Annotated in this window: 12 protein-coding genes; 5 read left to right on the plus strand and 7 right to left on the minus strand. The window is 63.5% G+C overall.

Annotation, left to right across the window (positions count from 1 at the left end; translation table 11 throughout):
- Window positions 1-12: 12 nt before the first annotated feature.
- On the plus strand, window positions 13-693 hold the full coding sequence (locus tag DEH80_RS09735; protein ID WP_109720296.1) for an HAD family hydrolase: 681 nt from the start codon (window positions 13-15) through the stop codon (window positions 691-693).
- Window positions 693-911 carry a hypothetical protein gene (locus DEH80_RS09740; protein WP_109720297.1) on the plus strand — a complete coding sequence of 73 codons (219 nt, stop codon included), beginning with the start codon at window positions 693-695 and terminating at the stop codon, window positions 909-911. Before DEH80_RS09735 ends, DEH80_RS09740 begins: the two co-directional genes overlap by 1 nt.
- On the opposite strand, the gene DEH80_RS09745 is transcribed toward DEH80_RS09740, so the two are convergent.
- The gene (locus DEH80_RS09745; protein ID WP_109720298.1) at window positions 880-3,192 is read right to left on the minus strand and encodes a TonB-dependent receptor; all 2,313 of its coding nucleotides are present in this window, start codon (window positions 3,190-3,192) and stop codon (window positions 880-882) included. The genes DEH80_RS09740 and DEH80_RS09745 overlap by 32 nt on opposite strands.
- A gap of 150 nt (window positions 3,193-3,342) precedes the next feature.
- Here DEH80_RS09745 and DEH80_RS09750 point away from each other — a divergent pair, with 150 nt between their 5' ends.
- Window positions 3,343-3,726 carry a TonB-dependent receptor gene (locus DEH80_RS09750; protein ID WP_109720299.1) on the plus strand — a complete coding sequence of 128 codons (384 nt, stop codon included), beginning with the start codon at window positions 3,343-3,345 and terminating at the stop codon, window positions 3,724-3,726.
- 14 nt (window positions 3,727-3,740) lie between these two features.
- Here the strand turns inward: DEH80_RS09750 and uvrD are convergent, their stop codons facing one another.
- The 3 genes from uvrD to DEH80_RS09765 are packed head-to-tail and all read right to left on the minus strand — an operon-like array spanning window position 3,741 to window position 8,268.
- Window positions 3,741-5,900, minus strand: coding sequence for a DNA helicase II (uvrD, locus tag DEH80_RS09755; RefSeq protein ID WP_109720300.1), 2,160 nt, complete (start codon window positions 5,898-5,900; stop codon window positions 3,741-3,743).
- A gap of 38 nt (window positions 5,901-5,938) precedes the next feature.
- The gene (locus tag DEH80_RS09760) at window positions 5,939-7,525 is read right to left on the minus strand and encodes a GNAT family N-acetyltransferase (RefSeq protein WP_109720301.1); all 1,587 of its coding nucleotides are present in this window, start codon (window positions 7,523-7,525) and stop codon (window positions 5,939-5,941) included.
- Window positions 7,522-8,268 (minus strand): TerC family protein, encoded by a 747-nt coding sequence (locus DEH80_RS09765; RefSeq protein WP_109720353.1) that lies wholly within the window; start codon window positions 8,266-8,268, stop codon window positions 7,522-7,524. Before DEH80_RS09765 ends, DEH80_RS09760 begins: the two co-directional genes overlap by 4 nt.
- A 180-nt stretch (window positions 8,269-8,448) precedes the next feature.
- Between DEH80_RS09765 and DEH80_RS09770 the strand changes: the two genes are divergently transcribed.
- Together DEH80_RS09770 and DEH80_RS09775 are read left to right on the plus strand one after the other, a co-directional pair.
- A complete protein-coding gene (locus DEH80_RS09770; RefSeq protein ID WP_165831398.1) occupies window positions 8,449-9,339 on the plus strand; it encodes a DUF4382 domain-containing protein in 891 nt (296 codons plus the stop codon).
- Between the two features lie 94 nt (window positions 9,340-9,433).
- A complete protein-coding gene (locus tag DEH80_RS09775) occupies window positions 9,434-10,552 on the plus strand; it encodes a glycosyltransferase family protein (protein WP_109720303.1) in 1,119 nt (372 codons plus the stop codon).
- A gap of 9 nt (window positions 10,553-10,561) precedes the next feature.
- Here DEH80_RS09775 and DEH80_RS09780 read toward each other — a convergent pair whose 3' ends face one another.
- Genes DEH80_RS09780 through DEH80_RS09790 form a run of 3 tightly spaced genes read right to left on the minus strand, consistent with a single transcriptional unit; the run spans window position 10,562 to window position 13,622 of the window.
- Window positions 10,562-11,221: a type 1 glutamine amidotransferase gene (locus tag DEH80_RS09780; protein WP_165831399.1), complete on the minus strand. Its 660-nt coding sequence runs from the start codon at window positions 11,219-11,221 to the stop codon at window positions 10,562-10,564.
- Between the two features lie 36 nt (window positions 11,222-11,257).
- On the minus strand, window positions 11,258-12,946 hold the full coding sequence (locus DEH80_RS09785) for a flotillin family protein (protein WP_109720305.1): 1,689 nt from the start codon (window positions 12,944-12,946) through the stop codon (window positions 11,258-11,260).
- A gap of 7 nt (window positions 12,947-12,953) precedes the next feature.
- Window positions 12,954-13,622 (minus strand): YqiJ family protein, encoded by a 669-nt coding sequence (locus DEH80_RS09790; protein ID WP_109720306.1) that lies wholly within the window; start codon window positions 13,620-13,622, stop codon window positions 12,954-12,956.
- Between the last annotated feature and the right edge of the window lie 2 nt (window positions 13,623-13,624).

The following is a 13,624-nucleotide window of genomic DNA, read 5'->3' on the forward strand; positions in this document are numbered from 1 at the left end:
TCAGAGCTTCGTATGCACCTCGTCGCCGATCTTGAAAACCTGTTGCTCGACCCGCTGCCGGCCATCGAATACTGCCTGCGCACGACCCTGTTGGAGATGGGTTATGCGCCATCACCCGACCGGGATTTGTCCTGGGTGGTCAACGTGCCGTTCTCCGACGCCGCCATCACCCTGCTGGCCGATGATGCGCCCGCCCGGCTGGACGAGTTCACGGCGCGGTACCAGCGGCTGTTCGCCTGCCGAGGTCGCCGAGCATTTGGCTTGTACCCCGGGGCGCGCGCCGCTGTGGCCAGCTTGCAGGCTACACACAACCGCCACCTGCACTACTTGACGCACATCGGCCCGGACAGCGCCAAGGCATTGCTGGAGCACTACGCGTTTAGGCAAGCGGTGGACAGCATTTTCACCGCGCCGGCTCCGCAATGCCGGATGTGCCGCCCCAGCCTGTTGGAGAAGCTTTCCGGCAAGTTGCGGGAGCAGTCCGGGGAGGCGATTGCCTTTGCCTCGGACGACCCGGCCGAGCTGGCGCTGGCCCGGCGCATGGGGATTCACACCATCGGCCTGCTCTACGGCCGGTCGCCTGCTCCGGTCATTCGCCGCGCCCAACCCGATCTACTCATCGAATCCGCCGCAGGTTTGCCGACCGCCTTGGCAACGCTGGTCGCAGAACCCGGGCGGGCCGGAGCACATTGATGTCGCTGCGCGTCCATGCCCGCCTCGTGGACGGCTGCCCCTGCGTCGAGCTGCGCGATGAGCACACCGGCCAGGCCCGCTACCGCTGGCATCGCTGCGTCCCGGCCGCCGACATCGACGGCCACGCAGTGCAGGACCTGATCCGCATGTTACTGCTGGCCAGCGCCCAGCCCGACACGCCGCAGACTAGGGCTGCCAGTCCACCTGCAAACCGATGACACGCGATTCGCCATACCGCCGCGCCTGCCGGCCACGCAGAATGAACTGATCCTGCACATTCACGTCATCGGTGAGATTGCGCCCGAAAACGGCCAGTGTGAAATCGCCGATCTGCCGGGCCACTCGGGCGTTGACAAGCGTCCGCGACGGGATGGTGCGATCCGCCGTATTCCCGGGGTCACCGTAGTAGCGCCCGGTATGCGTGACGTTGAGTTGCAGACGGGTGGTCCGCCAGGGGTGCCAGGTTCCGGTCACTCCGCCGGAGACGCCCGGCGCGTAATTGAAGTCATTGCCAGCGTAGTCCTCATCGACATTCTGGAACCGGTCGTACTCGGTCTCCAGTAGGCCCAGCGAGGCGGACAGTTCGAACGCGCGCCCGGGCCGCCACTGTACGGCGGTCTCCAGACCGTAGAGATGCGACTCGCCGGCGTTTTCGATGATGGTGTAGTAATCCGTACTGACGCCGGTTTCGACCTGCTGATTCTCCCAGCGAGTGGCGAAGATGTTCGTCTGCAGGCTCAGACCCCAGTCGGCAATCCGGTTCCGTAAGGCCAGTTCGAGCGTATGGGTGGTTTCCGGCTGGTAGTCGTTGACGGTGCCGCCGAAGAAGCTGACCGAGGTCCCGCCGGAACGATAGCCCTCCGAATACGTCAGCGACAGCAATTGATCGGGCCAGTACCGCCAGCTCACGCCCAGCTTGGGCAACCAAGCCGTAAAACGCGTATCACCCCGCTCATCGTAGTCCTGGGGCAGCGGGTAAAACCCGGTGGACTCCAGGGCGTCAACCACCGAGGCAGGCAATAGCGGGCTCTCGCCCACGGCGTTCAAAGCCTCGATGACCACATCGGGGATGGGCACGCCGCCGGTACCGCTGGCATAGCTCACATCGCTGACGTTGTGCCGCCGAAAGCGTTCGTACTGACGCCGAAGCCCCACGGTGACCGACCAATCGTCGACAAACCACCACTCCAGCTCACCAAAGCCGGCCAGGGACTCGACCGACCGGTTGTACTCAACAAAGCCATCCAGCGAAACGGTGCCACCACCGATGAGCACATCGTCGCCGGTGACCAAGGAGTACTGCTGTAGACGGCCGCCATACACACCGACCACCGCGCGCAGTGCATCGGCGCGATACTCCAGCCGCAGTTCCTGCGACAGACTTTGATCATCGAGATCGTAGGTGCTGACGCCGCCTTCGTCCTCGGTGCGATCGAAATCCGAGACCCGGTCATCCTGTCCCTCGGCATAACCACTGGCACTGACCAGCGTCCAGGCCTCGCCCAGGGTTAGCGCTTGGTTCAGGCCGTAGATCTCGGTGGCATAGGTCTCGACATAGCGGACATTGGCGGTCTCGGTGCGATCGCCATAGGTGGAATCAAAGACGTTGTCGCCGAACTCATTGTCACTGTAAACAGCCAGTAGCTGCGCCGAGTAAGGCCCGCCGAGCGGCGCGAATCGGAGCTTGAGCCGAGCCATATCGGACCATTCGCGCCCGGCATCATCGAAGTTGACGATGGGCGGGGCGGTTTCTGTCTCTTCGCCGGTGATGGGGTCGGATTCGGTCTGTGGCGTGATGTTCACGACATCGCCGTCGCTGTGGTGGTGGTCCACCGCCACACGAAATGCAAAGTCGTCGGACCAGAGCGGACCACCCACGGCCGCCGCCAACTGCTCGCCACCCTGCTGGGCCAGCCCACCGCGCAACTTCGCCTCCCAGAACGGTTCGGCATCCCGTGTTTGGATGAACACGGCGCCGCCCAGGGCATTGCGACCCTGGCTGGTGGACTGCGCCCCACGCAGCACCTCGATCTGCTCCACATCGAAACCATTGAGCGGCCCGCCGAAGTTGGCTGCGCGCTGCGGCAGCGGAATGCCGTCGAGATACACGGAAATGGTCTCGGAATCGCCCCCGCCATTACCATTTTGCAATACGCCCCGAATGGCGATTTGCCGGTTACTCTGCGCCTGGGTCACGTTACCGAGACTGCCCAGCAGCTCGTGGAAGTCCTGGGTGCTGCCTTGCTCGATGTCTTCCCCGGTCACAATCGCGGTGCTGGCGCTGGCGCCATCCAGGTCGCGGCCCAGGCGATCGCCGCGAACCGTGAGTGCCTCCAGCGCAATGGCATCGGCGGGCGAGGCCGCCCCCGCTGGCACTGCCGCGTCGTCGTCGGACTCCACGACGATGACGTCGTCATAGGGCTCCACCGACTCGGCGGCGGCAGAGGACAAGACCAGCAGACAGCAGGGCAGCGCAAGCCCACGCAGAACAGGGGACACGGCAAGAACAAGTAATGATAATCGTTCCTATTATCCTTGTATGTTGGAAGCAGGTACAGCCACGGCCCTTGTCCGGATGTTGCTTCGGATCTCGTTATTCAAGCTGACCGGCGTATTCACGCCGGACCTCACGGTTTAAGGAGTACGACGATGGAACGTCATTACGTCCTCAGCGCGCTGGGTTACGGGCTGCTGGGCCTGGTGCTGGGGCTTTACATGTCGGCCAGCGGCCAGCACCAGCAACTGGTCACCCACGCCCACATCATGCTCGTGGGCTTCTTGCTGGGCTTTGCCTACGCGCTGCTGCACCGACTTTGGCTGGAGGCACCGCAGCCCTCCTGGGCCCGCCTGCAGTTCGCCTTGCATCAGTTGGGCGCGCCGCTGCTTTTTATCGGCCTGTTTCTGCTCTATGGCGGCTGGGTGCCGGAATCCCTACTCGGCCCCGTGCTGGGCCTGGCATCGGCACTGATCATCGCGGCTTTGGGGCTGATGACCTGGCTCTTTGTCCGCCAGCCGCAAGCCGGCACGGGCTAGAAAGCCGGGCTAGGCTAGATCGGGTCCAGCTTGGCGATGGACTGCATCAGCCACTTGGAGCCGACGGACTCGAAGCTGACCTCGACCCGTGCGCGCTCGCCCTCACCCTCCAGCGACAGCACGACGCCCTCGCCGAACTTGCGATGCACCACCCGCTGGCCGAGCTTGAGTCCCGCGGATTCGGTTTGCCGCAGTCCGGCGCTGGCCCCGTAGCCCAGCGGCCGGCTCACCGCCACGCGTGGACGAATCTCTTCGACGCAGTCGGGCGGCAGCTCGGCCAGAAACCGTGAGGGCACGCAGAACTGGTCGTTGCGGTACAGGCGACGGCTCTCAGCGTGCGAGATCACCAGCTGCTCGCGCGCTCGGGTAATGCCCACGTAGCAAAGCCGACGCTCTTCCTCGAGGCCGCCCTCGCCGATGGCGCGTTCATGTGGGAACAGTCCGTCCTCCAGGCCGATCATGAACACCACCGGGAATTCCAGCCCCTTGGCGGCATGCAGACTCATGAGCTGCACGGCGTCTTCCCACTCACCCGCCTGGTCCTCGCCGGCCTCCAGCGCCGCATGGGCCAGAAACGCTGACAGCGCCGGCAAATCCTCGTCGCCCTCGCTGGGCTCGAAGCCGCGGGCCGCGTTGGCCAGCTCATCAAGGTTTTCAATGCGGGCTTCACCCTGCTCGCTCTTGTCCTTGCCGTAATGGGCGCGCAGGCCGGACTGCTCCACGACGTGGTTGATCTGCTCGCCCAGCGTGTGGTCTTCGGTTTCCTCGGCCAAACGGTCGATCAGGTCCCGAAAACCACGAATCGCATTGCCGGCCCGGGCGGCCAGCTCCTCAGCCACTTCGCCGGCCGCCGACCACATGGTCAACTGGTCACGCCGCGCCCGGTAGCGCACCTTCTCCAGCGTGGTGGCCCCGATGCCGCGCGTGGGTTGGTTGACCACGCGTTCAAAGGCCGCATCGTCGGCACGATTCTCAACCAGCCGCAGATAGGCCAGCGCATCCTTGATTTCGGCGCGTTCATAGAAGCGGAGACCGCCATAGACCCGGTAGGGCATTTGCGCGGTCAGCAAAGCCTCTTCCAGCGTGCGCGACATGGCATTTGAGCGGTACAGAATGGCGCAATCACTGCGTTGCCCACCGGCCGCTACCCAGGCCTGGATGCGGTTGACGACGAACTCGGCTTCGTCTCGCTCGTTATAGGCGCTGTAGACCTGAATGGGCGAACCGTCCGGGTCCTCCGTCCACAACTCCTTGCCCAGCCGGCCACTGTTGTGGGCGATGAGGGTGTTCGCCGCCTTGAGAATATGCCCGGTGGAGCGGTAGTTCTGCTCCAGGCGAATCGTCTGTGTGCCGGCAAAGTCCTTGGGAAAGCGGATGATGTTCTCCACCCGCGCCCCCCGCCAGGAGTAGATCGACTGGTCGTCGTCGCCCACCACGAACAGCTTGGCGCGATCACCGGCCAGCACCCGCAACCAGGCGTACTGCAGTTTGTTGGTGTCCTGGAATTCGTCGACCAGGATGTGTTGAAACCGGTTGCGGTAATGCGCCTGAATCTGCGGGTGGTCGCGACACAGCTCATGCGCACGCAGCAGCAGTTCGGCGAAGTCGACCAGATCGGCGCGCCGGCAGGCGTCTTCATAGACACCATAGATTTGAATCAGCGTTCGCCGCGTCCAGTCACCGTTGTCGTCGAGATCGCCGGGGCGCAGCCCTTCTTCCTTGCGCGCGTTGATGAACCCAGTGACCTGCTTGGGCACCCACTGGTCTTCGGGCAGATCCATGCCCTTGATCAGCCGCTTGACCAGGCGTTGCTGATCGTCGGCATCCAGAATCTGAAAGTACGGCCCGAGGCCGGCTTCCTTGGCGTGCAGTCGCAGCATGCGATGGGCGATGCCGTGGAAGGTCCCCACCCACATGGCCCGCGTCGGAAACCGCACCAGCGACTCGATGCGCGAACGCATCTCCTTGGCTGCCTTGTTGGTAAAGGTCACCGCAAGAATCGACAGCGGCGATACACCCTCCACGCCCATGAGCCAGGCTACGCGGTGGGTGAGCACGCGGGTCTTGCCGCTACCCGCCCCTGCCAGTATCAGTCGGTGTTCCAGCGGGGCCGTGACGGCCTCGCGCTGCGGGTCGTTGAGCGGGTCAACAATCGGGGTGATATCGCCATCCATGGGCGCGGATTCTACCCGGCCAGACCGCCCCCCGCCGATCAGTCGTTGCGGGTCGTGCCTGCGCGCCCCTGTCCCCACCGCACGGAGTACAAATCGTGGCGGCGATCCTTGAGGTTTTGCACGGTGCCCGATTTGCGCGCCTGAACCAGCGCATCCAGCGACACATCCGCAAAGGCAATCATCTCCACGTTCGGCGTCGTATCGGCCGCGATGCCATCCCGTGCAAATGGGAAGTCGCAGGGCGTGTAAATGCCCGACTGCGCGTAATGCATGTCCATGTTGAAGTAGCGTGGCAAATTACCGACGTTGCCGGCCGTGGCCACATAGATCTGGTTTTCGATGCAACGCGCCTGGGAGCAGTAGCGCACCCGCAAATAGCCGTAGCGCTCTTCGGTGGAGAACGGCACGAACAGCAGATTCGCGCCCTGATCCACCAGATGACGGGTCAACTCGGGGAACTCCGAGTCGTAGCAGATCAGCACCCCGATGGGGCCGCAGTCGGTATCGATGGCGCGCACCGTATCGCCGCCGGTGATCTGCCACCAGTAACGCTCGCCGGGTGTGGGATGAATCTTTGGCTGCTCATGCACGGAGCCATCGCGCAGGCAGATCCAGGCCACGTTCAGCAATGTGCCGTCGGGCTGCAGCACCGGATGAGAGCCGCCAATGATGTTGATGTTGTAGCGCAGGGCCAGTCGCTGGAGCAGGTCGCGCACCGGCTCGGCGTACTCCGCGAGCTTGCGGATCGACTCCAGTGGCGACAGCGCGGCATTCTCGATCGACAACAGCTGCACCGTGAAGTACTCCGGAAAAAGCACGAAATCACAGCGATTGTCGGCGACCGTGTCGACAAAATAGGTGACAATGCGTTCAAAACCGGCCCAGTCGTCAATCGCGCGTTGCAGGTATTGCACCGAGGCAATCCGCACGGTAGACGCCGGCCGATCCGGCGCATAGGCCGCGTGTCGGGACTTGGGCTGATCCTGGTCATTGCGCCAGACCAGATGCACCGCGTAACCCAGCGATGCGCGGTCGGTGGGGTCGTAGCCCGGCAACACACCAATGGGCTCGAAGCCGTTGCGCAGCTGAAAACTCATCACCTGATCACGCAGATCACCGGCCCGAACCGCGGCGACATAGTCCTCGGCCGACGGGTAATCCGCCTGTCGGCGCGCCAGGCCCGGCAGGCGTCCACCAAACACAATGCCCTTCAGCCCCAGCTCCACACACAGCTTGCGGCGCGCGGTATACAGGCGCTGCCCCAGGCGATGGCCCCGGTGACTGCGGTCGACCATCACCTCGTAGCCATACAACCAGTCACCGTCGCTGTCATGGGTGCTGCCATAGCCGTTGCCGGTGATGCTCTTCCAGGTATGCGGGGCCAGCGCCCGGCTTTCGGGCAGCCGGATGCTCGCGCAGTAGCCCACGACCTCGCCGTCGTGTTCGGCGACCAGATGTCCGTCTGGAAACCACCGGATCTGGGCGGCGATCTGGTCTGCCGTGTAGTTGTCCTGCTCCGCATAGGCCGTTGCGCCCAAACGGCGAATGGCCTGAACGTCAGCCAGGCGGGCAGGGCGGATATGGATGCGACGCGGCTCGGTCGCCGGCGTGGAGGACTCGCTCATTCAGACTCCGGGGCACGGCCGTGCAACCGCACGGGGTTGTGCACCTTGCGAATACGCAGGTTGATCATCTCCACCGCGACCGAAAATGCCATCGCGAAGTAGATGTAACCCTTGGGAATGTGGAAATGCAGGCCTTCGCCAATCAGGGCGACGCCCACGAGAATCAGGAACGACAGGGCCAGAATCTTGACCGTGGGGTGGTTGTCGACGAAACGGGACACCGCGCCGGCCGCCACCATCATGAATCCCACCGCCAGCACGATGGCAATCACCATGACCGGCACGTTATGTGTCATGCCGATGGCGGTGATGACCGAATCCAGCGAGAACACGAGATCCAGCACCATAATCTGGGCAATGACGCCGGCAAAGCTGGCCGCGACCTTGGCCTTGCCCGTGACCTCGGCCTCGCCCTCCAGCTTGTGATGAATCTCCAACGTGGACTTGGCAAGCAGGAATAGGCCGCCTCCGATCAGGATGAGATCGCGGCCCGAGACCGCATGGCCCAGCACGGCGAACAACGGTGCGGTGAGCTTCATGACCCAGGTCAGCGACAACAGCAGCAATACCCGCATGATCATGGCGGCGCCCAGGCCGACCGTGCGCGCCCGCGCCTGCTGATGCTCGGGCAGACGGCTGGCCAGGATCGAAATGAAGATGATGTTGTCGATACCCAGGACAATCTCAAGCGCGGTCAAGGTGACCAGCGCAAGCAGGACATCGACTTCGAACAATCCGGTCATGGGCGACCCATCCGATTGGCAGGGGCGCCAGTATACGGATCGCTTGATCGAGTGAATCGGCCATTCAGGCCCGACCCGTCGTGGTGCTTCGCCGGGTATCAGGTGGCACCGTACAATGCTTGCGCCGAGGGATCGCCAGCGTCCGCGCCCAGGCTTCACCACCCCGACAGGATCAATGGAATGACGTATCGCCTGCTGCAACGCGCCGCCCCCCTGGCGCTGCTCTCACTGCTGCTCGTGGCCTGCGAAGGCGAACTGCAAATCCGCCTAACCGACGCACCCATCGACGACGCCACGGCGGTCAATGTCCGCTTTACCGGCGTGGAGCTGCTCACCGAGGCCGGCACTGCAGAGACTTATGATTTCGACGAGGTCCGCACGATCAACCTGCTGGACCTGCAGGGTGGCCGGACGGTCACCCTGGTCTCGGATGATGACGTGCCCGGCGGCACCTACAGCGGCATCCGTCTGCTGATCGACGCGCCCAGCACCGGCTCGGAATCCACCATCACATTCTCCGATGGCAGCGAGTTCCCGCTGGTGCTCAGCTCGGCGGCCGGCGGCAGTCGCAGCGTGTCGGGTAGCTTCACCGTGGAGGAAGACGAACGTTTGGCACTGACCGTGGACTTCGACCTGCGCCGCTCCATCCTCGAACCCACTGGCACCGCGACGGCCTACCGCCTGGCACCGCGTTTGCGGCTGGTGAACGACGCCGACGTGGGCACGCTGACCGGCCGTGTCGCGGCCGCCTATCTGACCGACCCCGACTGCGACAACGGCGATGACAACAGCGTCGGCAACACGATTTACGTGTTCTCCGGCCGCAACGCCACCGTCAGCGACATGGACAACGCGGTGGACGACGCCATCACCTTCGGCGCTGTGGAACTGGATGACACCAGCGGCGAGTACAGCTACACCGTGGGCTTTCTACCGGCCGGCAACTACACCGTCGCCCTCACCTGCCAGGGCCGGCTAGATGACCCGGTGACCCAGGAGACCATCGCCTTCACCAGCACGACCAACGTCAGCATCGAATCGGGCCGCACGCAAACAGTGGATTTCGACTGAGCCTCGCCCGACCGTCATCTGGCGGTCATCAAACTGTCAACAGAGGATCAAAGTCGCCACGTAGCGTGATGGAAACCTGCAACGGGATTTCACCATGCGAATTGCCTACGGCGTGATGGGGTATGGCCGCGGCCATGCCATGCGAACCGGGACCGTACTGCCCCACCTGATGAAGCATCACGACGTGCGCGTCTTTGCCGCGGCCGATGCCTACAAGGTGCTGGCACCGCGTTTCCCAACAACCGAGATCCCGCTGTTCCGGTATCACTACGGGCGCGACGGGCGGTACTCGCTGCGGCGCACGGTCGGTCGCAACATCAAGCCGATCGCGGACCTGCTGTTCCAGCTCGACGGCATGCAGTCGCTGATGAACGAGTTCGCGCATTTCCGCCCCGATGTCGTGATCTCCGACTCCGAGGCCTGGACGCTGCGGGCGGCCGAAGCCATGGGCATTCCGCGCCTGAGTTTCGATCATGTCGGCATCATTGCCCACTGCGAACCGCACTTCCCCTGGGAACTGCGCCTGGCCGGTGCGCGCGATGCGATGGGCTATCGCTATTTGATGGGTGAGCCGGAGCGCATCCTGATTTCCAGCTTCTATCCGGCCACACCCAAAGACGCACGCACGCGGGTCATCGGGCCGCTGATGCGGGATGAGGTCCTGGGCGTCACGCCCACGCAGGGCGAGCACCTGCTGGCCTATTTCAACAAAGGGGAGCACTTGTTCCGCCCCCAGGTGGAAGAAGCGCTGCGCAAGAGCGACCGGCCGGTGATCGTTTACGGCACCGAGCGACGGGGCCAGGACGACAATCTGCTCTTCAAGGCACCGGCCAATGCCGCATTCGTCCGTGACCTGGCCAATGCCAAGGCCGTCATTGGCACCTCCGGCAACCAGCTGGCCGGTGAGGCGATCCACTTCGGCAAGCCCATACTGGCCCTGCCGGAAGACGCCTTCGAACAACGGCTGAACGCCTACATGATCGAACGCATGGGCGTGGGGATGCGTCGCTCGCTGAGCAGCCTGCATGTCCGCGACATCGAGGATTTTCTCGCCATGTCACCGTTCATGCGCAACAACATGGACGAGCATCGTCGCGATGGCCGCGCCGAGGCCCAGCAGTGGCTGGACACCTACATCGATGAACTCGCCGGTGACCGCACCCGCCGCTCGGTCGGCCCCGCGGTCAACGGCTGGATGGCCCAGACCGCCTGAGCGCCGCCCTCAGCAGGCGCTGAGGCGGTCGAGCAGGTCAAAGAGGATCGGGCGCAGTGCGGCGAATCGCGCCGGGTCCGCCATCATGGCCTCGGCAGACTGAATCGTCGGCCCCGGAGTGAAATCCGTATGGTCGATGATGTCCTGCGCGCTGGCAGGCGTGGTCTCCAAATGGCATTGCAGCCCCACAACGCGATCACCCACGGCGAAGGCCTGCTGCGCATACAGCGCGCTGCTGGCCAGGTGCACCGCACCGGCGGGTAGCTCAAACGTATCGCCGTGCCAGTGGTAGGCATCAAAGCTTGCCGGGAGCGCATCACCCACCGGATGCCGGACACCGGCGACCCGTGTCACCGGAAACCAGCCCACCTCTTGTACCGGCCCACGAAACACACGCGCACCCAAGGCCCGGGCAATCAGCTGGGCACCCAGACACACGCCCAGCACCCGGACATCGCCGGCCAGCACCGACTGCAGCCAGCGCCTCTCGGCCTGCAGCCAGGGATACGCCGACTCCTCGTCAACATTCATCGGCCCACCCATGATCACCAGCAAATCCAGACTGGCCGGGTCGGGCAACGCATCGCCATCCCACAAGGCAATGCGCTCGAACGCATAGCCCCGTGCGGCCATCCACTCGCTGATCAGCCCCGCCCCCTCAAAGGGCACGTGTTGTATCCATGCGCAACGCATGCAGGCGATGAACTACTCGTCGGTCTCAAGACGCTGGCCCGGCGGTGCCTCGCCCGCGTCGGCCTCATCGCCCTCTGCAAGTTCTTCGCCCGTGGGGACTGCCTGAGCCAGCTGGGCAAGATCCTTTAGCCCCAGCTCCTTGACGAGCGCATCAAGCAAAGGCGATTGAGCCCGATACGCCAGTGCCGCGTTGACCATGTCATTCGCAAGATTGCCCGAGCCCGGCGTAGCTGCCCCGCTGGGGGCCGCCCCACCAGCTGTGCCGTTGAGTCCCCGCACGTCCATGATCTTGATGCCATCAATGGCCTGGAGGGGCTTGACCTGTTCGGCGATGATCTCCGGCAAGCGGTTGATCATGGCCAGCTTGACATCCAGACCGATGAGCTCCGAGCCCAGAATGTTTCGAGCGTCGTTCAATAGGCGTACACCTTCGGCCTCTACCGCCAGGCGCTTTTCATCGGCCTCCGCTCGCGTTCGAATCGCATCGGCCTGCGCACGCGCTTCGATACGCACGGCCTCAGCCTGGTCTTCCGCTGCGGCTTTCTCAGCCTCTGCCGCCACGGTCACGCCAATAGCCGATTCCTCAGCGTCTTCGCGCGCTTTCACCAAGCGAACCGCCTTGGCGCGTTCTGCCGATGCCACCTGCTGGACAGTAAGCACCTGTTCGGAGGCCTTCACCGCCTCGGCCCGCTTCGCATCTGCAGCCGCAGCAGCTGCTGACTCTTCCTGGGACTTCAGGGAGGTGGCGATCTCGGCATCCTGGGACGCAATCTTCACGTCGCGCTCTGCCGCCACCTTTGCCGATCGCTCATCTCTGGCCGCCTGCTCCCTGGCAACCTTGACGTCGCGCTGCGCTTGAATTTCCGCCTCTTCTGATTCGCGCTTTCGGCCCGCCTGCTCCGCCTTGATCATCGCGTCGGTCTGCGCCCGACGCATTTCGACTTCCTGCTCCTGCGCGAACCGGGCGTACTCACTATCCCGCTTGATCTCGAGAGACTGGCGTTCGGTTTCCAGGTTCTTTTGCTCAATCAGCACCTGGTTCTCACGCTCGATATCGTTTCTGACTTTCTTCTTTTCTTCGATCTGACGGGTCAGCTGAGTCAGACCTTCTGCGTCAAAAGCATTGTCGGGGTTGAAGTACTCTTTCCCGGTCTGGTCCAGGCCAGTCAGTGAGACTGACTCAAGTTCCAAACCGTTCTGCGCCAAGTCCTCGGCCACCGAGTTCTTCACCTCCTGTACGAAGGTGGTGCGATTCTCGTGCAACTCCGTCATCTTCATGCCTGCGGCGACGGCGCGCAGTGCGTCCACGAATTTGCCTTCCACCAACTCCTTGAGCGACTGCGGATTCGTCGTGCGCTCGGCCAGCGTCTGCGCGGCAACACCGATGGACGCCTCGTCCGGTGATACCCGAACATAGAATTCCGCCGAGCAATCAACACGCATGCGATCAGCCGTGATCAGCGCGTTCTCATTTGCCCGCCTGACCTCCAGCCGCAGGGTATTCATCCCGACGTGGCGGATCTCGTGAAAGACCGGGAGGACCAGGGCCCCTCCGTCCTTGATGACTTTCTCGCCACCAAATCCGGTTCGAACGAAGGCCAAATCCTTGGAGGCTCGTTTGTACAGTCGCATCAGGATCAGCCCAAGCGCCACCAGGGCACCCAGAATGATCGCGGCAATCAGCAGCGGGCCGGTCAGCATCAGAGGTTCACTCCTTGTCTATGAGTGCCGAATTCGGCACGGGTATGGCCCGAAACAGGGCACCTTTGACTTGCGCAACTAACAACACATGCTCGCCCTGACTCAACGTATCGCCAGACACATCAGGGATGACGCGGATATTGTGTCGTTGACCATGTCGGTCGCTCAGGACAGCACCGGCTGGCCGGTCGATGGTCGCATCGCCCAGTGACACCCGTGCGGTCGCACCGATGAAACCGGCAAGCGAAACTGCACTGGTCTCATCCTTGGGCATCAATCTCACCAAGATACCCGCCGCCCAACGCGTCGGCGGCAAACTCGCCAGGAACGCGAGGGGAGAGGCCAGCCCTGGGGGCAGCAGGTAGCCTGAGATGCCGTGCATCAACGACTGCCCCACCCAGCCCACGAGGCCAAAACTCGTCAGAAAACAGACGAGAATCATCAACAAAGGCACCTTGCCGATGTGCAGCCAGCCCAGGGCACGACCCAAATTGTTTGGCGCGACGTCGGCCTCGACGGCCGGGTCCACCAACGCGTCGGGCAGCAAATGCTCAACAGCCTCACTGACACCAAGCCCCAGTGCCGCACTGAGGACTTCGATCATCAGCAGAGCGAGCATGAGGAGAATGGCGACAACGAATGGTTCACAGCCCGGCTGTCCGATGACCTCCAGCATGG

The organism is Abyssibacter profundi (assembly GCF_003151135.1).
GTDB lineage: Bacteria > Pseudomonadota > Gammaproteobacteria > Nevskiales > OUC007 > Abyssibacter > Abyssibacter profundi.

Bases quoted from the DNA above. Each gene is read 5' to 3' on its own strand.
- DEH80_RS09735 (WP_109720296.1), top strand. From the start codon at position 13: ATGCACCTCGTCGCCGATCTTGAAAACCTGTTGCTCGACCCGCTGCCG.
- DEH80_RS09740 (WP_109720297.1), top strand. From the start codon at position 693: ATGTCGCTGCGCGTCCATGCCCGCCTCGTGGACGGCTGCCCCTGCGTC.
- DEH80_RS09750 (WP_109720299.1), top strand. From the start codon at position 3,343: ATGGAACGTCATTACGTCCTCAGCGCGCTGGGTTACGGGCTGCTGGGC.
- uvrD (WP_109720300.1), bottom strand. From the start codon at position 5,900: ATGGATGGCGATATCACCCCGATTGTTGACCCGCTCAACGACCCGCAG.
- DEH80_RS09760 (WP_109720301.1), bottom strand. From the start codon at position 7,525: ATGAGCGAGTCCTCCACGCCGGCGACCGAGCCGCGTCGCATCCATATC.
- DEH80_RS09765 (WP_109720353.1), bottom strand. From the start codon at position 8,268: ATGACCGGATTGTTCGAAGTCGATGTCCTGCTTGCGCTGGTCACCTTG.
- DEH80_RS09770 (WP_165831398.1), top strand. From the start codon at position 8,449: ATGACGTATCGCCTGCTGCAACGCGCCGCCCCCCTGGCGCTGCTCTCA.
- DEH80_RS09775 (WP_109720303.1), top strand. From the start codon at position 9,434: ATGCGAATTGCCTACGGCGTGATGGGGTATGGCCGCGGCCATGCCATG.
- DEH80_RS09785 (WP_109720305.1), bottom strand. From the start codon at position 12,946: ATGCTGACCGGCCCGCTGCTGATTGCCGCGATCATTCTGGGTGCCCTG.
- DEH80_RS09790 (WP_109720306.1), bottom strand. From the start codon at position 13,622: ATGCTGGAGGTCATCGGACAGCCGGGCTGTGAACCATTCGTTGTCGCC.